At 61.0% G+C, this 19,913-nt stretch carries 20 protein-coding genes and 1 tRNA gene; 5 read left to right on the forward strand and 16 right to left on the reverse strand.

Features of this window, described 5'->3' with window-relative positions; translation table 11 throughout:
• Positions 1 to 92 precede the first annotated feature (92 nt).
• The 4 genes from DKM43_RS13020 to DKM43_RS16590 form a co-directional block, all read right to left on the reverse strand.
• The gene (locus DKM43_RS13020; protein WP_109798937.1) at positions 93 to 1,151 is read right to left on the reverse strand and encodes a type I restriction endonuclease; all 1,059 of its coding nucleotides are present in this window, start codon (positions 1,149 to 1,151) and stop codon (positions 93 to 95) included.
• Positions 1,148 to 2,413: a restriction endonuclease subunit S gene (locus DKM43_RS13025; RefSeq protein ID WP_109798938.1), complete on the reverse strand. Its 1,266-nt coding sequence runs from the start codon at positions 2,411 to 2,413 to the stop codon at positions 1,148 to 1,150. Before DKM43_RS13025 ends, DKM43_RS13020 begins: the two co-directional genes overlap by 4 nt.
• A complete protein-coding gene (locus DKM43_RS13030; protein WP_109798939.1) occupies positions 2,410 to 4,434 on the reverse strand; it encodes a type I restriction-modification system subunit M in 2,025 nt (674 codons plus the stop codon). The genes DKM43_RS13025 and DKM43_RS13030 overlap by 4 nt, the downstream gene beginning before the upstream one ends.
• Positions 4,435 to 4,526: 92 nt before the next feature.
• Positions 4,527 to 4,862 (reverse strand): DUF6471 domain-containing protein, encoded by a 336-nt coding sequence (locus tag DKM43_RS16590; protein WP_201739870.1) that lies wholly within the window; start codon positions 4,860 to 4,862, stop codon positions 4,527 to 4,529.
• A gap of 96 nt (positions 4,863 to 4,958) precedes the next feature.
• Here DKM43_RS16590 and DKM43_RS13040 point away from each other — a divergent pair, with 96 nt between their 5' ends.
• Positions 4,959 to 6,038: an IS1595 family transposase gene (locus DKM43_RS13040; protein WP_161554091.1), complete on the forward strand. Its 1,080-nt coding sequence runs from the start codon at positions 4,959 to 4,961 to the stop codon at positions 6,036 to 6,038.
• Here DKM43_RS13040 and DKM43_RS13045 read toward each other — a convergent pair.
• The 4 genes from DKM43_RS13045 to mgtE all read right to left on the reverse strand — a co-directional run bounded on the left by DKM43_RS13045 (position 5,993) and on the right by mgtE (position 8,770).
• On the reverse strand, positions 5,993 to 6,541 hold the full coding sequence (locus DKM43_RS13045; protein ID WP_109798941.1) for a hypothetical protein: 549 nt from the start codon (positions 6,539 to 6,541) through the stop codon (positions 5,993 to 5,995). The genes DKM43_RS13040 and DKM43_RS13045 overlap by 46 nt on opposite strands.
• 93 nt (positions 6,542 to 6,634) lie before the next feature.
• Positions 6,635 to 6,725: transfer RNA gene (locus tag DKM43_RS13050), tRNA-Ser, on the reverse strand.
• Between the two features lie 116 nt (positions 6,726 to 6,841).
• Positions 6,842 to 7,249 carry a DUF1489 domain-containing protein gene (locus DKM43_RS13055; RefSeq protein ID WP_109798942.1) on the reverse strand — a complete coding sequence of 136 codons (408 nt, stop codon included), beginning with the start codon at positions 7,247 to 7,249 and terminating at the stop codon, positions 6,842 to 6,844.
• A gap of 57 nt (positions 7,250 to 7,306) precedes the next feature.
• Positions 7,307 to 8,770, reverse strand: coding sequence for a magnesium transporter (gene mgtE, locus DKM43_RS13060; protein WP_109798943.1), 1,464 nt, complete (start codon positions 8,768 to 8,770; stop codon positions 7,307 to 7,309).
• 110 nt (positions 8,771 to 8,880) lie between these two features.
• Between mgtE and DKM43_RS13065 the strand changes: the two genes are divergently transcribed.
• Positions 8,881 to 9,336 (forward strand): peptidylprolyl isomerase, encoded by a 456-nt coding sequence (locus DKM43_RS13065; RefSeq protein WP_109798944.1) that lies wholly within the window; start codon positions 8,881 to 8,883, stop codon positions 9,334 to 9,336.
• Positions 9,337 to 9,398: 62 nt separating this feature from the next.
• On the opposite strand, the gene gltX is transcribed toward DKM43_RS13065, so the two are convergent.
• The 3 genes from gltX to DKM43_RS13080 form a co-directional block, all read right to left on the reverse strand.
• Complete coding sequence (gene gltX, locus DKM43_RS13070) at positions 9,399 to 10,745, reverse strand: glutamate--tRNA ligase (RefSeq protein ID WP_109798945.1); 1,347 nt, start codon at positions 10,743 to 10,745, stop codon at positions 9,399 to 9,401.
• Between the two features lie 39 nt (positions 10,746 to 10,784).
• A complete protein-coding gene (locus tag DKM43_RS13075) occupies positions 10,785 to 11,225 on the reverse strand; it encodes a hypothetical protein (RefSeq protein ID WP_109798946.1) in 441 nt (146 codons plus the stop codon).
• 78 nt (positions 11,226 to 11,303) lie between these two features.
• Entirely contained in the window at positions 11,304 to 12,971 is a 1,668-nt protein-coding gene (locus DKM43_RS13080) for an NAD+ synthase (RefSeq protein ID WP_109798947.1), read from the reverse strand.
• A 102-nt stretch (positions 12,972 to 13,073) separates the two neighbouring features.
• Here DKM43_RS13080 and DKM43_RS13085 point away from each other — a divergent pair, with 102 nt between their 5' ends.
• The gene (locus DKM43_RS13085; RefSeq protein WP_109798948.1) at positions 13,074 to 14,009 is read left to right on the forward strand and encodes a ribose-phosphate pyrophosphokinase; all 936 of its coding nucleotides are present in this window, start codon (positions 13,074 to 13,076) and stop codon (positions 14,007 to 14,009) included.
• A gap of 39 nt (positions 14,010 to 14,048) precedes the next feature.
• On the opposite strand, the gene DKM43_RS13090 is transcribed toward DKM43_RS13085, so the two are convergent.
• Positions 14,049 to 15,026: an AraC family transcriptional regulator gene (locus tag DKM43_RS13090; RefSeq protein ID WP_109798949.1), complete on the reverse strand. Its 978-nt coding sequence runs from the start codon at positions 15,024 to 15,026 to the stop codon at positions 14,049 to 14,051.
• A gap of 180 nt (positions 15,027 to 15,206) precedes the next feature.
• Here DKM43_RS13090 and DKM43_RS13095 point away from each other — a divergent pair, with 180 nt between their 5' ends.
• On the forward strand, positions 15,207 to 15,986 hold the full coding sequence (locus DKM43_RS13095) for an inositol monophosphatase family protein (RefSeq protein ID WP_109798950.1): 780 nt from the start codon (positions 15,207 to 15,209) through the stop codon (positions 15,984 to 15,986).
• A 9-nt stretch (positions 15,987 to 15,995) separates the two neighbouring features.
• Positions 15,996 to 16,466: a gamma-glutamylcyclotransferase family protein gene (locus DKM43_RS13100; RefSeq protein ID WP_109798951.1), complete on the forward strand. Its 471-nt coding sequence runs from the start codon at positions 15,996 to 15,998 to the stop codon at positions 16,464 to 16,466.
• Here DKM43_RS13100 and DKM43_RS13105 read toward each other — a convergent pair.
• Genes DKM43_RS13105 through DKM43_RS13120 form a run of 4 tightly spaced genes read right to left on the reverse strand, consistent with a single transcriptional unit; the run spans position 16,461 to position 19,888 of the window.
• The gene (locus DKM43_RS13105) at positions 16,461 to 17,342 is read right to left on the reverse strand and encodes a LysR substrate-binding domain-containing protein (protein WP_109798952.1); all 882 of its coding nucleotides are present in this window, start codon (positions 17,340 to 17,342) and stop codon (positions 16,461 to 16,463) included. The genes DKM43_RS13100 and DKM43_RS13105 overlap by 6 nt on opposite strands.
• A 10-nt stretch (positions 17,343 to 17,352) precedes the next feature.
• Positions 17,353 to 18,306, reverse strand: a complete 954-nt coding sequence (locus DKM43_RS13110) for a CBS domain-containing protein (protein WP_109798953.1) — start codon at positions 18,304 to 18,306, stop codon at positions 17,353 to 17,355.
• 20 nt (positions 18,307 to 18,326) lie between these two features.
• On the reverse strand, positions 18,327 to 18,830 hold the full coding sequence (ybeY, locus tag DKM43_RS13115; protein ID WP_109798954.1) for an rRNA maturation RNase YbeY: 504 nt from the start codon (positions 18,828 to 18,830) through the stop codon (positions 18,327 to 18,329).
• Positions 18,830 to 19,888, reverse strand: a complete 1,059-nt coding sequence (locus tag DKM43_RS13120) for a PhoH family protein (RefSeq protein WP_109798955.1) — start codon at positions 19,886 to 19,888, stop codon at positions 18,830 to 18,832. Before DKM43_RS13120 ends, ybeY begins: the two co-directional genes overlap by 1 nt.
• Between the last annotated feature and the right edge of the window lie 25 nt (positions 19,889 to 19,913).

Genomic DNA, 19,913 nt, shown 5'->3' on the forward strand with positions numbered 1-19,913 from the left:
CCCCCATGATCTGATGATCAAACAGGCGGCATGAACGACAACCGGGATTAGCTTAACTCAGCCGCCAAACTGTCCAAGAAGGCGGGACCACCTCAGACGTTACGATCCGTGACGATGATGGCAGCGTCGAAGATGGGCGTGCCATCATCCTGCCGCAGCTTGACGAGGTCGTGAGCCGTCCATGCAATAGTCGAGGTTTTGCCCGAGCCGGCACTGTGCTCGCAGAGGTAGGCCTGTCCCGGGCCCTTCGCCTTGGCATCGGCGATCATCTTGTTCACTGCGTCCCACTGGTGGAAGCGCGGGAAGATCAGCGTCTCCTTCGTCGACCAATTTCCCTTGAGGTCCACCACCTCTCTCTTCTCGACGTAGACGAAGCTATGGAAGATGCGCAGCCAAGCGTCTCGCTGCAGCACGTCTTCCCAGAAATAGGCAACCGGGTATTCGCCGTCGTCCCGGGCAGGATTGCCCGCACGCCCATCGCGGCCCTTGTTGAAGGGAAGGAAGAAGGTGTTCTCGCCCGCCAGCTTGGTCGTCATCCAGATCTCGCTGTCTGACATCGCGAAATGGACAACGGCGCCGCGCTTAAAGGTAAGCAGTGGCTCCTTGCGCTTGGTGCGCGGGTCAATCGGCAGACGATCTTCGCGATACTGCTGCTTGGCCGCCTCGACTGATTGGACGAAGTCGGTCTTGAGCTCGACAGTGGCGACCGGAAGCCCATTGATGAAGAACACGAGATCGATCTCGAAGTCGGCGCTGTGATGGTAGCGCAGCTGAGGAACGACTCTAAGGCGATTGGCTGCGTAGCGGGCGAGGACATCCTGATTGCGTTGATCCTCTGGCGCCGCCTCGCTTACATCGATGTGACCGCAACCGGCGATATCGAAACCGCGACGGAGGACTTGGACGGTGCCGTGCTTTTCCAGCGCCTGGTCGAGCCGGTTCTTCAGGACCTTGAGGGCATTGTCGCCGTTCAGCGCAACCAGCTTGTCCCACTTCGCGGGCTGGGTCTGCTTGATCCAGTCGACCAAGTCGGCGGTGAAGATCGCATAGTCCTTGTCGTAGTCAGCAGAGATACCAACTAACCAACCTTGCGCCTCCAGCTTCTGGACGATGTAGGCCTCGAGGTGCTTCTCGTGATGCAAATCGCTCATGCGACATTCCTGACATCGATCTTGCCGGTCACGGCGGCAGCAATAAGTGCGGTGCGGTGCTCGCGCAGCAATTCGATACTGCGTGATAATTTCGAAATTACGGCATCGATCACGCTGATTTCGGATTGCAGAAACTTCACGATTTCGATCTGCTCTTCTCGAGGCGGGACAAGGATCGTCATTCTTTTGATGTCATCGAATCCAAGGGATTGGCGAAGGCCTCCTGCCATCGAATAGAAAACCTTGAGCAAATCATAACTCCGCATGAGATAGTTTAGATAATGCGGATTCATATCGTTGACGCGGACTGCCAGATATGCAGATGTGATTATACCTCTTTCACCTGCTATAGCTGAACGCAGGCTACGCTTGTCATTCTGCAGATCTGTAAATCTGAACACCAAATCATCTTTTTCGATAATCTGATATGTCTCGAACGAGTTAGGAAGGAGCCCTTCATTCCTATTTATGTCCTTTCGAACGATTCTTCCGTAGCTCAACGAGAGCAAATTTGCCTCTAACATTCCTAGGTTCTTCAACCGCCTCTCTATCGCAAAAGCCGAAAATGGCGCCTCCTCCCAATGTGAAGGAATTTTACCGACCCAGGCCGCTCTAGACGATTTTTTCGAGATACATCCATTCAGACCATTAGTGACCGCTCTTGTTATTAGTGCGTCACGCTTCTCTTTAAGTAAGATAGCCTGCTTTTGCTTAAATGCGATTAGCTTATCAATGCGCCAAGTCTCGCGATCAATGAAGTTAGCTATAACAATCTGCTCATCGATAGGCGGCAACGCCCAAAGACAATTCCCAACATCTTGAAAGCCAATCGTTTGTCGAATTCCCGCTCCCAAGGTCTTCATATGCCGAATGTCGAAGATGTGGAGAAGGTAATTACCAAAGCGCGTATCGATCTTCGCCTCTTTTGCCCGTAGAACTATATACGCCGGACTTACCACTACGTCCATTTCTGAGAGAGCAGTGCGAAGACTAACTAGATCGTAGTTAAGATTGATGGGATTGATCAGAAATTCTCCGGCTCGAACCTCTTGATAAGTAGCAAGGGTCTCCTCCGCGATCTTGTCTCCATCTTTTTTTACCACTTTTCCGTAACTGATGGCTCCCGCAGGCAGCTCTGGGGCAGCAACCTTTGCTTTCTCAGTCAACGAAAATTTGATCTTTTCTATGCTCCAGTGAGCAGGAATGTCTTCCATCCAACCCACAGGCGCCGCTTGATAATCGCTATAGGGGAGACGCTTCATGCCGTAACCTCGTTCAGAAGCGCAGCGATATCTGCTTCGATTGCCTTCAATTCCGCATCAATAACCTCGAGATCGCGAGGAGGTTGATACCGGTAGAAGTAGCGGTTGAAGTTGATCTCATAGCCAACAACCCCGACGTCTCGGTCCTGTTCATCGCGGAAGCTCAGATCGACATAAGCATCCGCAGCCCAAGGCAGCACCTCGCTTGCCATGTAATTGTCGATAGATGTTCCGAGCGGAACGTTTTCGAAATCCGTGAGATCGTCATCGGGAACGATGTTGCCCTTCCCATCTTTCACGGGTTCAGCATCGGGATCGCGCACACCGAAGGCGCCGATGAACGCTTTGATCAGCGCCTTGTCCGCTTTGCCGAGCGCTGCATTCTTCTTGCTGGCAGCTTTGGCGAAGGGCTCAAGCCAGTCGTATTCATGTTCGCGCCCAACGTGCGCGACGAGGATAGATGTCCATGCCTCCCTCTGATTGTCGGACAACTTGGTCCATGCTTTCTCGTTATCTAGGGCAGCAAAACCCTCCTCACTGATTACGATTTTTATTCGAAGCGGCCTGAGCACCTTTAAGCGTCGATATCCGAACTCTTCGTAGTGAAAAATCTTGCTTGTCTCGGTCTCCTCGAACGCAGAGTATGTGTTGACAATCTGGCGGGTCTGCTCGCCGCTGACCATGCGCTTCTTGTTCCCCTCGCTCTTCCGCATTGGGGTGTAGAGAGAGGTTGCATCAATGAGCTGCACTTTCCCCTGCCGTGTCGTCGGCTTCTTGTTCGACAAGATCCAGATGTAAGTGCCGATGCCGGTGCGGAAGAAGATCTCAGTCGGCAGAGCGATGATCGCTTCGACGTAGTCATTCTCAAGAAGGAAGCGCCGGATCTCGGACTCGCCTTGCCCGGCGTTCCCGTTGAACAACGGTGAGCCCGAAAGCACGATCGCAGCTCGTCCGCCTCCACGCTCCGGTGCCTCCAGTTTGCTGACAAGGTGCAGCAGGAACAACATGGATCCATCGCTGACCCTTGGAAGCTTGGGGCCAAACCGCCCTTCGAACTTCTTCTCCTGATGCTCGCGGACAACGGCGGCCTGGTCCTTCTCCCACTTCTTGCCGAAGGGCGGGTTGGAAATGCAGTAGTGGAAGCGCTCATTGGCATACTGATCATTCGACAAGGTGCTGCCGAGCTTGATGTTTTGGGAGAGGTCTCGCCCGGGGTCTGATTCCAAGGTCTTGAGTAGCATGCCGGCAAGGCAGACCGCATGGGTCTCAGGTTCGAGCTCCTGTCCATGCGGAACGACAACCGGAGCGATGCTGTATCGGTCGCGCAGGCTCTGGATGTGCTCCATGCCATCAGCGAGGAAGCCGCCCGTTCCGCAGGTTGGGTCGTAGAGCGTGCGGATCAGGCCGGGGTTATTGATGAACAGTTCATCGTCGGGGTCAAGCAGTAGCTCGATCGCGAGATGCACCACGTCGCGGGGCGTCATGAAGTCTTCGGCCGCCTCGTTGACCTCTGCCCCGAACCGGCGGATGAGGTGCTCGTAGATGTTGCTCATCACCCGCTCGGGAACCGAATCCGGATGCAGATCGGTGTCGGCGAAGTTCTGGCAGATCCGGTAGAGGACCCCCTGCTTGTCCATGCGGGCGATGGTGTTGGCGAAGTCGAACTGCTCGAAGATGACGCGAGCGTTGTCGCTGAACTTCGAAATGTAGTCCTCGAGGTTCTGCCGCGTCCGCGTCGCACCCAACGTCGCGAGCGAGTAGTTCGACGTGTTGTAGAACGGGTAGCCGGTGATCTGGCGCAGAACCACGCCGAGGTCGATGTCCTCACCAGAGAGACTTGCCACGGTTTCCAATGCTTCTTCGCGGGTAGGCTCTAGAACGCACTCAAGGCGCCGAAGAAGAGTGAAGGGCAGAATGATTTTGCCAAATTCGGTATGCTTGAAGTCACCCCAAAGGTCGTCGGCGTTCTTCCAGATAAAATCCGCCAGGGTGGTGTTCTTCGAAGATCTGGTCTCATTCATGATAATTCTGCGTCCCTGTTCTCATCATCGATTAGCTTATAGGATATCTTCTGATTTCAGCAAAATACCTTAAGCCGCGTGCCTGCGCTCTCTTATTTCTTCGTAGCAGGTGACGAGTCACGACTATGACTCTGGCGTGCCAGGAGTTGCGCGCCTTGATTGCCGATGCCGTCGCCGTTCAGGAGTGAATCGGAAGTCGGAATCTGGATCCAGTCGACCCCGATGGCGACCATCGCCTGCAAGAAGAACACGTGGGTGAATCGACCCCGTGAAACCTTGTTCTTGATCGCGGCTTCGGTCTCTTCGATCCCCAGGCGCGCGAGCAGCTCAACAAGTCGGGCATAGCTCAGGCCTCTCCGCATGAGTTCGGCGCGCAGAATGTTCCGCGCAAGCGATTCCCAATCCCCCTCGTTCAACGTCTCTGCCATCTTGCCCAACTCCAAAGTGCCGCATCCGGCATAAAAAGTCTCACATACGCAACTTTGCCCTTGATGTGCGGGCAGATAGGTGTCATATGCGAGACCATGAGTAGCGCAAGTGAGACTGGAAAGGCAAGGAGGGGCAGGAAAAAGCCTGCTCGCCCGTGCTTTCGCCAGACGAAAGCTTGGCGCGATTTCTCCCTCAAGGACCTGGAGAAGATCACCGAAGAGGAGGCGAAGGACATTTTCCGGAAGCTCCGCTGGCCCGATACCAATGGCGAACCAGTCTGTCCTTGGTGTGGCTCTCACGAACATTGGTGGCTTGAAAACCAGCAGCGCTGGAAGTGTCGCGCACCGAAGTGTCGAAAGCTCTTCTCCCTGACCAGCAACACGATGTTCGCCAACAAGAAGAAGTCCTTCAAGGATCTGATCGTGGCTGGTCGGGCCTTCGCGATTGGTGCCAAGGGCAAGAACGGTATCGACATGTCCGCTGAACTCGGTTGCGAGTATAAGACGGCGTTTGCTCTTCAGCACAAGTTTCGCGAAGGTCTCCTGAACAGCCAGATGGAAACCCGTCTTGAAGGCGAGGTTGAAGTCGATGGCGCCTGGTTCGGTGGATACATCAAGCCCGAGAACAAGAAGATCAATCGGGTCGACCGGCGCTTGAAGGAAAATCAGAATGGCAAGAGGCGGGTCGTCGTAGGCGCCCGCGAACGTAAAGGGAAGCGCCGCACAATCGTCGGCGTCTTCGATGGAGAAGATCAAGCGACCGCCTGGCTCTCAGAGCGCATCGACACCATGAGCCAGATCTATGCTGACGAAGCCCCTGCCTGGCTTGATCTCCATGCGACGCACAAGACGGAACGCGTCAACCACAGCGAGGAATACGCCCGAGGCGAACGCAACGAGATCAATACGAACCAGATGGAAAGCTTCTTCTCGAGGCTCCGCCGCTTCGAGATCGGGACACACCATAACATCTCGGGCCCGTATCTCCTCCGCTATGCAGCTGACGCAGCATGGCGCGAAACCAACAATGAAATGACGCTGAAGAGCCAGACAATGGCGATCCTTCAGGCAGCCATCCAATCGCCTCCGTCGCGGTCATTCTCGGGTTATTGGCAGCGTGGAAGCGCAAATCACGAGGATGTGCTTTTCGAAGACGTGTTCGCCGGCTTCATCTGACGCCTGCGCTCTTCGGCCGTGCAGATGCGCCACTTCCTTGCGAACTTGGCCCCGTCATGCGTCACGAGGCCCTTTTGCAGCTTGTCGCGCAAGGTAGCGTCGATCGAGTTTCTGAGGCGCTTGTGCTCAGCTTCGGAGATCTCTCCTAGCTTCTCCCTGTGAACGATTCCGTCCGCGATCTGCCTGATGGTCAATGACGCTGTGCTCTCCCGCAAGATATCGAGCGTCACCTTCGCGATTTGTCCTACGGCTGTCGGGGCCTTGTGGACGTGCGGCTTGATCGGGCGAACCTTGTCTGGAGAGAAGGAGGGGTTGATCTCTTTCAGGATCTCCTCAGCACAATCGATGAGGCGGTGAAGGCGCTGCTCCCTTGCGGTCAGCTTGGGCAGCTCTTCTCGGAAGAGGGACTCGATGTAATCTATCCTCTGCCGCTTCTCGCCAAGCTCGCCCTTGAACAGGGCATACTTGCGCTCGAGCGCAGCTTTCAAATTGGTTTCGCTCATAGCACCTCCTCACCCGCATAGGCGGTGAAGATCGGAAAATCACGCAAATCCCTTAAGATTCCGTGGTTCAAGTGCTACATTGTGCCGGGCCTGTGGCGGAGCGGGAGGGATTCGAACCCTCGATACGCTTTTGACGTATACTCACTTTCCAGGCGAGCGCCTTCGACCACTCGGCCACCGCTCCGCATTGCACTGGAGCCGACGCCCCTAGCGGCATGTCGTGCCTTTCGCAAGGCGTCGGTTTTGCAATGCCCAACTTCCAGCTTCAGGCCGTGATACGCCGCCTTGCAGGGATGCAGGTCAGACCAGGCCCAGCTTTGCAAGTTCCGAGGCGATTTGTGCCGGCAGAACTTCGCCCGCCTCGCCGTCGCCAAGGTCCGCTGGCGCATCTGCTGCTTCAAGATAGCGCCACCCTTGGTGGGCGCGGCGGGGTTTGGGGTGGACATCGATCAGCTTTGTGCTGACGAGAATATTTGTGTAGCCGCCTTCGGCATCTTCGAAGCCAAGGATTTCCGAGCGTGCGACAAGCTGGTGCTTATGGATCCAGTAGAGCGATCCGCCGACCAGTTCATCGGCACGCCTTGGCCGGTTGCGCGTGGTGAGGCGCGCGACCCTTGCGCCGCCGCGACGGCCCTCTGCGGAGAACCACTGGTGGATTTCGGCAAGTGACTGGGCGCCATAGGCGACCTTGGTGAGGTGAAGCGGCATGGGTTCATTCCGTATGGACGGGAAGGGCGCAGCCAGTTTTCCGGGCTTGCCGCAAGATCAGGCAAGGCCGGTAAGGACTGCAAGCCCCAGAAACGAGAAAAAGCCCATGACATCCGTGGCGGTTGTCACGAATACGGCCGAAGAGACAGCCGGGTCCACCTTCAGACGATCAAGCGAGACGGGGACCAGAATGCCGGCAAGCCCCGCAACGAGATTGTTGATGATCATTGCCGCACCGATCACCGCGCCGAGCAGCGGATTGCCGAACAGGAGCGCGGTGACACCGCCGATCAGCAGGCCGAGCGTGGCGCCATTGGTTGCGGCAATCCGGAGTTCGCGGAAGATCATGCGAAGGGTGTTGGAGCTTGTCAGCTGATTTGTGGCCAGCGCGCGCACGACAACGGCCAGCGTCTGCGTGCCGGCATTGCCGCCCATGCCCGATACGATCGGCATGAGCACCGCAAGCAGTGCGAACCTGCCGATGGCATCCTGAAACAGCCCGACAACCGACGACGCAAGGATGGCCGTGCCCAGATTGACGATGAGCCATGTCAGGCGCGTGCGCACGGTGAGAAGAACAGGCTCGTTGATGTCTCCATCACCGGCACCGGAAAGGCGCAGGATGTCCTCGCTCGCTTCTTCCTGAATGATGTGGACGATATCGTCGACCGTGATCTGGCCGACGAGGCGTCCGGATTCATCCACGACGGCGGCAGAAATCAGCGCATACTTCTGGAAGCGCAGGGCCACTTCTTCCTGATCCATCGTTACCGGGATCAGGGTCTGGTCGCGCTTCATCACGTCGGCCAGCGGAACGCTGCGCGGCGCGCGCAGGATCCACGAAAGGCTGCACGTGCCGATCGGGTGATGCTTGTGATCGACGATGAAGACTTCCCAGAACTCGGTGGGAAGCGTTTCCTCGCCGCGCAGATAGTCGATGAGATCGCCCACCGTCATCGCCTCCGGCACGGCGATGACATCGCGGCTCATCAGGCGGCCGGCGGTCTCTTCGGGATAGGACAGCGCGGATTCGATCGCGGCGCGGTCTTCCGGTTCCATTTCGGCCAGAACGGCCTGCTGGTCTTCCTCGTCGAGATCCTCGATCAGGGCGACGGCGTCGTCCGTCTCCATCTGCTCGGCGAGTTCGGCAACCTCTTCCGGCTCCAGTTCCTCGACAAGGTATTCGCGCACGTAATCGTTGAGTTCGGCAACGACTTCGCCGCCCATCAGGTCGGAGATGGCGCGGGCCAGCGCGACACGGTCGTTCTGGTCGATCAGTTCGAACAGGTCGGCGATGTCGGCCGGGTGGAGCGGCTCGACAAGGTTGTAAACCCGCTCGTCGTCACCCGATTCGAGCGCCTCGACGACCTTGCGCACGAACGAGGGGCGCAGGGTATTGTCTTCCTCGTCAAGGCTTTCGGCGTTTCGGGCAGGTTCTGCCGCACGCGTGCTGTCGGCCGTCGCAGCGCCGTCGGCCGCGTCGGGGAGCAGATTTTCAAGCTTGTCCTGATCACGCTCCATGGCGGCGGGTTAGCCGCTGTGCCGGCAATTGCAACCGCCTAGCAGACCTATGCGTGACTTTGCCCCCGAAGGCCGTATAGGAAACGCAAAACTGCAAGGAAGTGCGACCAATGGCTGACGAAAAACTGGTGCTGACGCTTGATTCGGGCGACGTGGTCATCAAGCTGCGCCCCGATCTGGCCCCCGGCCACGTAGAGCGGATTAAGGAACTGGCTGGCGAAGGCTTTTACGATGGCGTGAAGTTCCACCGCGTGATTCCCGGCTTCATGGCGCAGGGTGGCTGCCCGCAAGGCACCGGCATGGGCGGCTCGGACAAGCCCGACCTCAGGGCCGAGTTCAACGACGAGCCGCACGTGCGCGGCGTGTGCTCCATGGCGCGCACCAGCTATCCGCATTCGGCCAACAGCCAGTTCTTCATCTGCTTTGATGATGCCCGCTTCCTTGATCGCCAATACACGGTCTGGGGCGTGGTCGAGAGCGGGATGGAGCATATCGACGCGCTGCCCAAGGGCGAACCGCCCGCAAACCCCGGCGTGATCCGCAAGGCGAGCGTTATCGCTGTCTGACAGCCGTCAGGGTGATGCGGGAACGGGGGCGGGGCCGAAGGGCTTTCCGGCCCCTGTTGCATTCAGAGGGACTTTTCTGTTCGGGGCGAAAGGCGCCGCACCGCCTCGTCCTGCGCGATAAGGGGGAGCAGCGCGGCCATTTCAGGCCCGTGATCCTGCCCCGTCAGCGCCTGTCGAAGCGGCAGGAACAGCGCCTTGCCCTTGCGGCCGGTGCTGTCCTTCAAGGCTGCAGTCAGAGCGCGCCAGGGATCGGCCTGCCAATCAAGCGCTGCTGCGATGCTGGCTGCTTCCGACAGGTATGCGCGCGTTTCGTCATCGAATGCAGGGGCAGTGACCGGGCCGGTAATGACCTGCCACCAGTCTTTCGCCTCGTCGATATGGGAAAGGTTGGGACGGATCGCGTCCCATGCGGCCTCGCCCATGCCTTCGGGCAGGATGCGGGCAACGCGGGCATAGGGCAGGCGGTGGACGATCTGGGCGTTGACGCGGTGCAGGTCCGCCTCGTCGAAGCGGGCAGGGGCGCGGCCGAAGCGCGACAGATCGAAGCTGGCAGCCAGCGCTGCCGCGTCAAGCGCGGGATCGACCGGATCAGCCGTGCCAAGGCGGGCAAGCAGCGCGACAATGGCTTCCGGTTCGATGCCCTGTTCGCGAAAATCGGCCATGCCGAGGGAGCCGAGCCGCTTTGACAGCTTGCCCTCGGTGCCGGTCAGCAGCGCTTCATGGGCAAAGCGCGGCGGCTGGCTGCCAAGTGCAGTGAACATCTGGATCTGTGTGGCGGTGTTCGATACGTGATCCTCGCCGCGCAGAACATCGGTTATGTCCATGGCGATATCGTCGATCGCGGAAGGCAGCATGTAGAGCCACGAGCCATCGGCGCGGCGGATCACCGGATCGGACATCTGCCGGGGATCGAAGCACTGCGGGCCGCGAATGCCATCCTCCCAGGCGATCGGCTGATCGTGGTCGAGCAGAAAGCGCCAGTGGGGCTTTTCGCCTGCGGCGGCCTTGGCGGCATGATCGGCTTCGGACAGGTTCAGCGCGGCGCGATCGTAGATCGGGGGCAGCCCGCGGCCGAGCAGGATCTTGCGCTTGAGATCCAGTTCCTGCGCGGTTTCATAGCAGCGATAGATGCGGCCCTGATCGACCAGCCGACGGAATGCCTCTTCGTAGAGGTCGGTGCGGAGCGACTGGCGTTCCTCGGCATCGGGAACCAGGCCGAGCCAGGCCAGATCAGCGCGGATCGCCTCGACATAGTCTTCGCGGCTGCGCTCGGCGTCGGTATCATCGATGCGCAGCAGGAACCTGCCGCCGGATTTTCTTGCCAGCAGCCAGTTGTGCAGCGCCGTGCGCACGTTGCCGACATGCAGTTTGCCGGTGGGGGAAGGGGCGAAGCGGGTTACAATGGTCATGCGCGCCGCCCTACCGCGCCTGACTGGCAAGGGAAAGGGTCAGGGCAGCAGGGCCACGGCATGGATCGTGGCGTTGTAGAGCGCTTCGTGGCGGTCTGCGCGGACAAGCCCGGCGATAACCGCGCTGAAGGCTTCGCGCCGGCCCTGGCGCGCCGTGCGGGCAAGCGCGGCCAAAGTCACCTCGTCGGGCGTCATGGCGTGGCAGCAGGGGCGGTTGACGACAATGGGTTCGGGCCAGACCTGCCGCGCCGTCCGGACCAGCCCGTGAAGCGCGCAGGCCGCTTCGACACTGCGATAGCGCCGGGCAAGATCGGGCACGGGATCGCGCCCGGCGTTTTCGAAGACCGCGCAGAGCCGCATTGCCATGACAACGTGCAGCGCCTTGAGCGAAAGGCCGCGCACGTCGTGCGGGCGCACCATGGCATCGATGATCGTGGCGAAGCGGCCGGAAGCGGCGGCAGGAGGCTGGCGGGCAGGCATCTGACATCCTTTCTTGCGAACGATTCGCAAGTTAGGGGTGCCGCCCCTTCCGGTCAATGAGAATCGCTCGCAACAATATCAGGCGGTGCGGAACGCCTGCGTGATCGGATAGCGGCGATCCCGGCCATAGTTGCGCGCGCCCAGCTTCACGCCGGGCGGGGCCTGACGGCGCTTGTATTCAGCAAGGTGCAGCAGGCGTTCCACGCGCACCACGGTTTCGCGTTCATGCCCTTCGGCTACGACCTGATCGACGCTCTTCTCGTGTTCGACAAGGCCGAGGAGAATGGCATCAAGCACATCATAAGGCGGCAGCGAATCCGAATCCTTTTGATCGGGCCGCAGTTCCGCGCTGGGCGGCTTGGTGATGATGCGTTCCGGCATGACCGGGCCATCCGGGCCAAGGCCGATCTTCGGCCGATGGTCGTTGCGCCATTTGGATATGGCGAAGACGGTGGTCTTGTAGGCATCCTTCAGCGGGTTGTAGCCGCCGTTCATGTCGCCATAGATCGTGGCGTAACCCACGCTCATCTCGCTCTTGTTGCCGGTGGTGACAAGCATCGGGCCGAACTTGTTCGACAGCGCCATAAGCGTGACGCCGCGAATGCGCGACTGGATGTTCTCCTCGGTCAGATCGGGTTGCCTGCCTGCAAAGACGGGAGCAAGCATGGCATCGAAGGCATCGACCGCAGGCGCGATTGGCACGGTATCGAGCTTGACGCCCAGCATCTGTGCACAGCCTGCGGCATCCTCAAGACTTTCCTGACTGGTATAGCGACTGGGCAGCATGACGCACCACACCCGGTCCGGGCCCAAAGCATCGACCGCGATGGCCGCGCAGATGGCCGAATCGATGCCGCCCGAAAGACCCAGCACCACGCCGGGAAAGCGATTGCGATTCACATAGTCGCGCAGGGCAAGGACCATCGCGCAATAGATGTCTTCGGGATGTTCGGCCAGATCGTGCACTTCACCCGGCTCGCAGCGCCAGCGGTGCTTGCTGCCAATGGCGGAGCGCGTCCAGACCGTGGTGACGATGGCTTCCTCCCAATCGGGCATCTGCACCCACAGTGCACCTTCCGGGCCGACGACGAAGCTGGCACCATCGAATACCAGTTCATCCTGCCCGCCCACGCGGTTGAGATAGGCCAGCGGAATGCCCGTATCGATCGCGCGGCGCTTGGCCACGCCATCGATGCGCAGCACGTCCTTGTCGATCTCGTAAGGGCTGCCGTTGACGCAGATGAAGATTTCGGCGCCAAGATCGGCCAGATGGCGGCAGACATCGGGATGCCAGATATCCTCGCAGATCGGCAGGCCCAGCATCACGCCCTTGAACAATACCGGTTCAGGCAGGGGGCCGGGCAGGAAATAGCGCTTCTCGTCGAAAGTGCCGTAATTGGGCAGTTCATACTTGAAGCGCGTGGCTGCAATGCGCCCTCCTTCAAGCAGGGCCACGCCGTTGTGCAGCGCGCCGTCGCGCACAAAGACCGATCCCACCAGCATGGCCGGGCCGCCATCGGCCGTGGCCTGTGCCAGCCGTTCCAGTTCCACCGCCGCGCGTGCGATCAGCGCGGGCTTCATGATGAGGTCTTCGGGCGGATAGCCGATCAACTGGAGTTCGGGAAAGACCACGAGATCGGCATCGCGCGCCTTCTCCCGCGCGGCAAGCATGGCGGCGGCATTGGCGGCAAGATCGCCCACCGACTGGTTGAGCTGGGCAAGGGCGATGCGGAGCGTGTCTGTCATGTCTGTTCACTAGGCGGCAAGACCTGCCTGCTGCAAGAGTTGCAAACCTGTCATCTTGGGCTAAGGGCCGCATCGGGGATCGAATCCGAGGGAATCGCACGCATGAAGATCATGGCCGGCAACTCCAACCTGCCGCTCGCCCGCGCCATTTCGGCCTATCTCGAAATGCCGCTGACCGATGCCAGCGTGCGCCGCTTTGCCGACGAGGAAGTCTTCGTGGAAATCCACGAGAATGTTCGCGGCGAAGACGTGTTCGTGGTCCAGTCGACCAGTTATCCCGCGAACGACAACCTGATGGAACTGCTGATCTGCATCGATGCGCTGCGCCGCGCATCGGCCAAGCGGATCACGGCGGTCGTGCCCTATTTCGGTTATGCCCGGCAGGACCGCAAGCCGGGACCGCGCACGCCGATCTCGGCCAAGCTGGTGGCCAATCTCATCACCGAAGCGGGCGCTGATCGCGTGCTGGCGGTGGATCTGCACGCTGGCCAGATTCAGGGGTTCTTCGACATCCCGACCGACAACCTCTTTGCCGCGCCGGTCATGGCGGCAGACATCCAGACCCGTTACGGCACACAGGAACTTATGGTCGTCTCGCCTGACGTGGGCGGGGTGGTGCGCGCGCGCTCGCTGGCCAAGCGGCTCAACAACGCGCCGCTGGCCATCGTCGACAAGCGTCGCGACCGTCCCGGCCAGTCCGAAGTGATGAACATCATCGGCGATGTGAAGGGGCGCATGTGCATCCTGATCGATGACATCATCGATTCTGGCGGCACGCTGTGCAATGCGGCGCAGGCGCTGATGGATGCGGGTGCTGCGGGCGTTTCTGCCTATATCACCCACGGCGTGCTTTCGGGCGGCGCGGTGGCGCGCGTGAGCAATTCCGCGCTGAAGGAACTGGTCATCACCGACACGATCATGCCGACCGAGGCCACCGCCGCTTCGGACCGGATCAGGGTGCTGACCATCGCCCCGCTGATTGGCGAGGCCGTGCGCCGTATCGCCGATGAAAGTTCGGTGTCCAGCCTGTTTGACTGACAGGCCCAGGCTGGCCACGGTCCCGATTGACGGGCAGGGCTATTCCCAGGGCTTGACTTCGCCCGGTTCCAGTCGGCGGATCATTTCCAGACGGCGCGCCTGCCTGGTTTCAAGGCCAAGCGTCATCAAGGGCTGGGGCCGTTCGACGAACTGGCGCGGGCTCATCCCGAAAAGCTCGCCGAACTCGCGGATCAGGTGGCTCTGGTCGTAATAGCGCAGCGCAATGGCTTCGGCCTCGTCGTGATCGGCCACACCGCGCAGATGGCTGGCCATGTCGAGCGCGCGGGCGCGGCGCAGCACCTGCTTCGGCGGCATCCCGAAATCGCGCCGCACGATGCGTTCAAGCCGCCGCTGCTCAACCCCGAACTCTTCGGCCAGACGCTTCACGCTCACTGTCGGGTCGATGAAGGCGGCTGCCTCGAAGCGGGCGGAAACGGGATCGGGCTCGCGCACGGCGCGTTCAGCAATAAGGCTGCGCATTTCGTGCTCCATCGCCTTGGCCCAGTCTTCGGGTCTATCCGCAGGATGGCACAGGTCTAGCCAGCGCTCTTCATTGAGGCCAAGCGCGGTGAAGGTATCCAGCCGGTCCACCATCGCGGAAATGTCAGGCCCGCCAAGTGCGTGACAGACGCCGGGTCGCAGGAAGATGCCCACGCTGATGAAGCTGCCGGTAACGCTGATCGGCATCCGGCGCGATTGCGGACCGAACAGCATGGCCGCTCTTTCCGATTGCCTGATGCCGTCCGCCGTGCTCGCCTGCCAATGCCCGCGCAACTGGATGCGGATGCAGGCAAAATCACTCAGCAGGCCGCATTCCAGCCGATGATCAGGCGGCGTGTCGACAATGGTGACATACAGCCGCCCGATCCAGCGTTCGAGATCGGCTGCGGGCGCACGGCTGTAGGAAATGGGCTGGCCGTCGCGCGTCGCCTGCGGCGAGGCTATCGCCGGGTCGATTGCGGGTCCCTTTTCGGGCGGCGTAGGTCTTTCAGGTGCGGCCCGGTTGTTGCGTGTCATTCTGTCTGCCCCCAGACATTGCCTGACGTTCTATGTCTGACGATCTCTTAGTTGCCGTCTTGACCAGCGTTTGTGCGAATTGTCACGCAAGTCATGAACTTTGTTCTGTCAGGCGAACAATCGGCCCGCGCGCGAACTGCGGGTTGACCAGATGCATCGGGCGCGGGCAAGGACAGGGGCATGAAGCTGGACCAAGACATTGCGCTGGCGATGCGCCTTGCCGATGCTGCCGCAGCAGCAATCCGTCCCCATTTCCGCACGGTGGCGGCCGAGCGCAAGGGCGATGCCACGCCGGTTACGCTGGCCGACCGTGCGGCCGAAGAGGCCATGCGCCGCATCCTGACCGCCGAAGTGCCGCGCGATGCGATCATCGGCGAGGAGTTCGGCGCAAGCGGTGGCGGTTCAGGGCGAAGCTGGGTGCTCGATCCGATTGATGGCACGGCGGGGTTTCTGGCGGGACGGCCGATCTTCGGCACGCTGATTGCCCTGGTGATCGAAGGTTTTCCGGTGCTGGGCGTGATCGACCAGCCGATTACCGGCGAACGCTGGACGGGCGCGGCAGGAATGCCCACAACGCTCAACGGCAAACCCGTGCGCACGCGCGCGTGCCGCGAACTGACCGAGGCCACCCTCGCGACAACCGGCCCGCATTACTTCGACGACCATGATGGCGCGCACTTCATGGGGCTGGCCGCGAAGACCGATCATCGCCGCATGGTCATGGGTGGGGACTGTTACAACTATGCCATGCTGGCGACGGGCCAGCTTGATGTGGTGTGCGAGGCGAACCTCAAACTGCATGACTGGGCAGCGCTCGTGCCCATCGTCGAAGGCGCTGGCGGCACGATGGCGGACTGGAACGGCGAACCGCTTCATGCCGGATCGGATGGCCACGTTCTGGCGGTGGGTGATCCTGCACGGCTTGACGACGTGGTCGAGGCTCTGGCCTGCGGCCACTGAACTGACACAGTGCGCGGCACGTGGTTCTTCTTCTACGGAACGCTGTGCGAAGATCACGACAATCCCGTCACGCGCGCGATCCTGCCGGTTATGTCAGGGGGTAGGCGGGCGTGGGTGCATGGTTCGCTTCGGGCGGTGTTCGCCGCACGGGGCTGGTATCCGGCGCTGTGCGATATCGGGGGGCGGGCGCGGCGCGGGCGGGCGAGGGTCATGGGGCGACTCTATCGCGCCGGTCCCGGCTTCGGGCTGCGGCATCTGCGGCTGCTTGATGCCTATGAAATGTGCGATCCGCGCCGGCCCGGCTGGTCGGAGTATCGGCGCTGCCTGGTTTCCGTGAGGGCGCAGGGTCGCGCCGCTCCGGTCAGGGCGCTGGCCTATGTCCGTGCACGGCCCGCGCACCGCGGTATGCCGGTGATTGCCAGTGGCGATTTTGTCCGCTTCCTCAGGCGGCGCAGGGCGCGCGCCTTTGGCGCCTTATAGGCCTGCCTTCAGCATCCAGTCGTGGAACAGGCGCACCGGGCGCGATTGCAGCGCGCGGGGACGGCATACGAACCAGTAGGAATAGGGGCTGTCCACGTCGATGTCGTAAAGCCGGGCAAGACGTGAATCGTGGCTGCGATGATAGTGGTCATCGTGCATGATGGCGATGCCAAGGCCCTGGGCCGCCGCCTCAAGGATCAACTGCCCTGAATCGAAGTGGTCGATCGCCGCAGGTTCCAGCTTTTCCAGATGCAGTGCCTTCTTCCACGCCTCGAAGCTCATCGGCAGATCGTTGTGAACAAGGAACGTCTGCTTGGAAAGCTTGGCAATGTCTGGCTTGTCCCCCAGCTCCTCGGCGAGGGCGCGCGAGGTAATGGCATGGACGCGGTTGTGATCGAGCCGCACCGAATGCAGCGAGGCATCCGGACCTTCGGACAGGATGATCGCCGCATCGATCGTATCGCCCAGCTTCGTCTCCGCAGCGTGGCCGGAATCGATATCGATATGAAGCTGCGGGTGCAGCTTGCGCAGTTCGCCAAGGCGCGGGAACAGGCGCTGGCTGCCGAACAGCGGCAGAACCCCCAGACGCAGGCGCATGACCTTTCCGGTATCGATCAGGCGGTCAACCCGATCGGCCATTTCGTCGATCAGGGGCGCCACGGCATCGTAAAGCTGCTGGCCTTCCTCGGTCAGCTTCAGGGCCTGATGCTTGCGTTCGAACATCGGCTTGCCGATGAAGTCCTCAAGCGCGCCAAGCCGACGCGACAGGGCCGATGGGCTGAGCGCAAGCTCGGCAGCCGCCGTCTTGGCCGATCCGGCGCGCACGACGCGGATGAACGCCTCGAGCGAACGCAGGGGGGGCAGACGGCGGATCATTCTCTCGTCCTTATTCTTCCGGGGCCGTTGCGGCACCGGGGGCATGGAGCCTGAGGCGGGTGAGGCGACGTTCATCGCCCGCGATCACTTCAATCCGCCACCCGCTGGCATGTTCGAGAACACGCCCGACCGGCGGCACTTCACCTGCCAGTATCACGGCAAGCCCGCCCAGCGTATCCACGTCTTCTTCCACTTCGGCAAGCCGGGGATCGACCGTTTCCGCCACGTCGTCCAGTTCCGCGCGGGCATCGGCATCCCAGGTATCCGAATCGATGCGGCGCAGCAGTTCCTGCGGTGCATCGTCGTGTTCGTCCTCGATCTCGCCAATGATCTCTTCGACCAGATCCTCGATGGTGATGATGCCATCGGTGCCAGAGTATTCGTCGATCACCACGGCCAGGTGGGTACGCTTGCTGCGCATGTCGGCCAATACGTCAAGCGCGCCGCGCGCCTGCGGGACGAACAGCGGCTGGCGCATCAGGCTGGTCCAGTCCTTCGGTGGCTGCTTGCCCGAAAGGTGCATCCCCGCGACGATGGCAAAGACATCCTTCACGTGGATCATGCCGATGATCTCGTCGAGCGATTCGCCATAGACCGGCATCCGGCTGTGCCCGTGCTCGGCAAAGGCGGCAACCAGTTCATCGAAGCTGGCTGATGCCGCAATGGCGATGATCTCGCCGCGCGGGATGGCCACATCGTCAGCGTCATGCTCGCTGAAGTGGAGCAGATTGCGCAGCATCTGCCGCTCCAGCGGCACCAGATCGCCGTTGCGCTTGCCGTCGTGGCTCGGTTCGCCCTCGTGTTCGTCGATCGCTTCCTCGATCTGTGCGCGCAGCGACAGATCATGGTCCGATCCCTTGAAGAAGCTCCTGATCGTGCGCCACAGCGCGCGTCGATGTCCGGAACTGCTACTGTCTGCGTCTCCCGCACGGCCTTCGCCGGCAGAGCCATTGCCCTCAGGCACTGCTTGGTTCCCCCTTCAGGTCAGTCTTCGACCGCATATGGGTCGGCAATGCCCATAAGTGCAAGAACCTTGCGTTCAAGCCCTTCCATTTCTTCGGCCTCGGCATCGCCCTGTTCGTGATCGTATCCGGCAAGATGCAGCAGGCCGTGCACGATGAGGTGCGCCGCGTGGGTTTCCACCGCCACGCCCTTGTCCGCCGCTTCGCGCACGCAGACGCCGTGGGCAAGGATGAGATCGCCCAGCATGCAGGGCGCGTCGGGATTGCGTGCAGCGCGCAGCACTTCATCGCGGCTCAGCATCGGAAAGGACAGGACATTGGTCGGCTTGTCCTTGGCGCGCCATTGGCGGTTCAGGGCGTGCACTTCCTCGTCGCCGGCCAGAACCAGGCTGACCAGGAAGCATTCGTGCGCAAGTTCGGGGACGATGCGCGATACCGCCTCGGCCGCATTGCAGGCCAGAGCTTCCCAGTCGGTTTCCTCGCCCCAGAGCGGGTCGATATCGATTTCAAGAACCGGCGCGCTCATCATTCCTTGCCGCTGTTGGCGCCTTCATAGGCTTCGACGATCCGCCCGACGATGGGGTGGCGCACCACATCGGCCGTGCCGAAGCGCACGGTGGCGATGCCTTCGATCCCTTCAAGCCGCGCCACGGCATCGTTGAGGCCGCTTGCTCCGGTTCCGCCGGGCAGATCGACCTGCTTCGGATCGCCGCAGATCACCATGCGGCTGTTCTGGCCAAAGCGGGTGAGGAACATCTTCATCTGTGCGGGCGTGGTGTTCTGCGCCTCGTCAAGGATGACGAAGGCATCGGCCAGAGTGCGGCCACGCATGAAGGCAATGGGCGCAATCTCGATTTCGCCGCTGGCGATGCGGCGCTCCACCTGTTCGGGCGGCATGCAATCGTAGAGCGCATCGTAGAGCGGACGAAGATAGGGATCGACCTTCTCCTTCATGTCGCCGGGCAGGAAGCCCAGCCGTTCGCCTGCCTCGACCGCAGGACGCGAAAGGATCAGCCGCTGCACCGAGCCGGAGATGAGCTGTGCAACCGCCTGTGCCACGGCGAGATAGGTCTTACCGGTTCCTGCCGGACCAAGCGCGAAGATCACGTCGTTGGCGATCAGTGCCTTCATGTAGGCAATCTGGGTGGCGCTGCGCGGAACGATGGTTTTTTTGCGGGTGCGGATCATGATGGATGGTGCGCCGCCCGGTGCACCGGTGATGATCCCTTCCAGCGTGGGTTCCACGCTCATGGCGATGAGCGATTCGATGACTCCTGAATCCACGTCCTGCCCGGAAAGGAGGCGCTGGTGCATTCCTCGCAGCACATCGCGCGCCCTTGCCACGGCATCTTCGGGTCCCTCGATCAGCGCACGGTTGCCGCGTGCCGAGATGTAAACCCCCAGCCGGTTCTCGATGAGCACCAGATTTGTGTCGAACTGGCCGAACAGTGCGCCCAGCACGGTCTGTTCATCGAACTCGACCTCGATCCGCGCGCGGTGGTGCTGGTCCATGCGGTGATGGTCAGCCCGGTGAAGATCGGGGCGATAAGGCGCTTCGTGAGCGCGGGGGGGCTTTCGGGCCATGTGCTCCTTTCAGCTTGAAGCCTGA

Origin of the sequence: Novosphingobium meiothermophilum (assembly GCF_003171715.1) — a bacterium.
GTDB classification, from domain to species: Bacteria; Pseudomonadota; Alphaproteobacteria; order Sphingomonadales; family Sphingomonadaceae; genus Novosphingobium; species Novosphingobium meiothermophilum.

Bases quoted from the DNA above. Each gene is read 5' to 3' on its own strand.
- DKM43_RS13030 (WP_109798939.1), bottom strand. From the start codon at position 4,434: ATGAATGAGACCAGATCTTCGAAGAACACCACCCTGGCGGATTTTATC.
- DKM43_RS13020 (WP_109798937.1), bottom strand. From the start codon at position 1,151: ATGAGCGATTTGCATCACGAGAAGCACCTCGAGGCCTACATCGTCCAG.
- DKM43_RS13095 (WP_109798950.1), top strand. From the start codon at position 15,207: ATGAAGCTGGACCAAGACATTGCGCTGGCGATGCGCCTTGCCGATGCT.
- DKM43_RS13055 (WP_109798942.1), bottom strand. From the start codon at position 7,249: ATGCCGCTTCACCTCACCAAGGTCGCCTATGGCGCCCAGTCACTTGCC.
- gltX (WP_109798945.1), bottom strand. From the start codon at position 10,745: ATGACCATTGTAACCCGCTTCGCCCCTTCCCCCACCGGCAAACTGCAT.
- DKM43_RS13120 (WP_109798955.1), bottom strand. From the start codon at position 19,888: ATGGCCCGAAAGCCCCCCCGCGCTCACGAAGCGCCTTATCGCCCCGAT.
- DKM43_RS13085 (WP_109798948.1), top strand. From the start codon at position 13,074: ATGAAGATCATGGCCGGCAACTCCAACCTGCCGCTCGCCCGCGCCATT.
- DKM43_RS13040 (WP_161554091.1), top strand. From the start codon at position 4,959: ATGAGTAGCGCAAGTGAGACTGGAAAGGCAAGGAGGGGCAGGAAAAAG.
- DKM43_RS13105 (WP_109798952.1), bottom strand. From the start codon at position 17,342: ATGATCCGCCGTCTGCCCCCCCTGCGTTCGCTCGAGGCGTTCATCCGC.
- DKM43_RS13090 (WP_109798949.1), bottom strand. From the start codon at position 15,026: ATGACACGCAACAACCGGGCCGCACCTGAAAGACCTACGCCGCCCGAA.
- DKM43_RS13075 (WP_109798946.1), bottom strand. From the start codon at position 11,225: ATGCCTGCCCGCCAGCCTCCTGCCGCCGCTTCCGGCCGCTTCGCCACG.
- mgtE (WP_109798943.1), bottom strand. From the start codon at position 8,770: ATGGAGCGTGATCAGGACAAGCTTGAAAATCTGCTCCCCGACGCGGCC.
- DKM43_RS13045 (WP_109798941.1), bottom strand. From the start codon at position 6,541: ATGAGCGAAACCAATTTGAAAGCTGCGCTCGAGCGCAAGTATGCCCTG.
- DKM43_RS13065 (WP_109798944.1), top strand. From the start codon at position 8,881: ATGGCTGACGAAAAACTGGTGCTGACGCTTGATTCGGGCGACGTGGTC.
- DKM43_RS13025 (WP_109798938.1), bottom strand. From the start codon at position 2,413: ATGAAGCGTCTCCCCTATAGCGATTATCAAGCGGCGCCTGTGGGTTGG.
- ybeY (WP_109798954.1), bottom strand. From the start codon at position 18,830: ATGAGCGCGCCGGTTCTTGAAATCGATATCGACCCGCTCTGGGGCGAG.
- DKM43_RS13080 (WP_109798947.1), bottom strand. From the start codon at position 12,971: ATGACAGACACGCTCCGCATCGCCCTTGCCCAGCTCAACCAGTCGGTG.
- DKM43_RS16590 (WP_201739870.1), bottom strand. From the start codon at position 4,862: ATGGCAGAGACGTTGAACGAGGGGGATTGGGAATCGCTTGCGCGGAAC.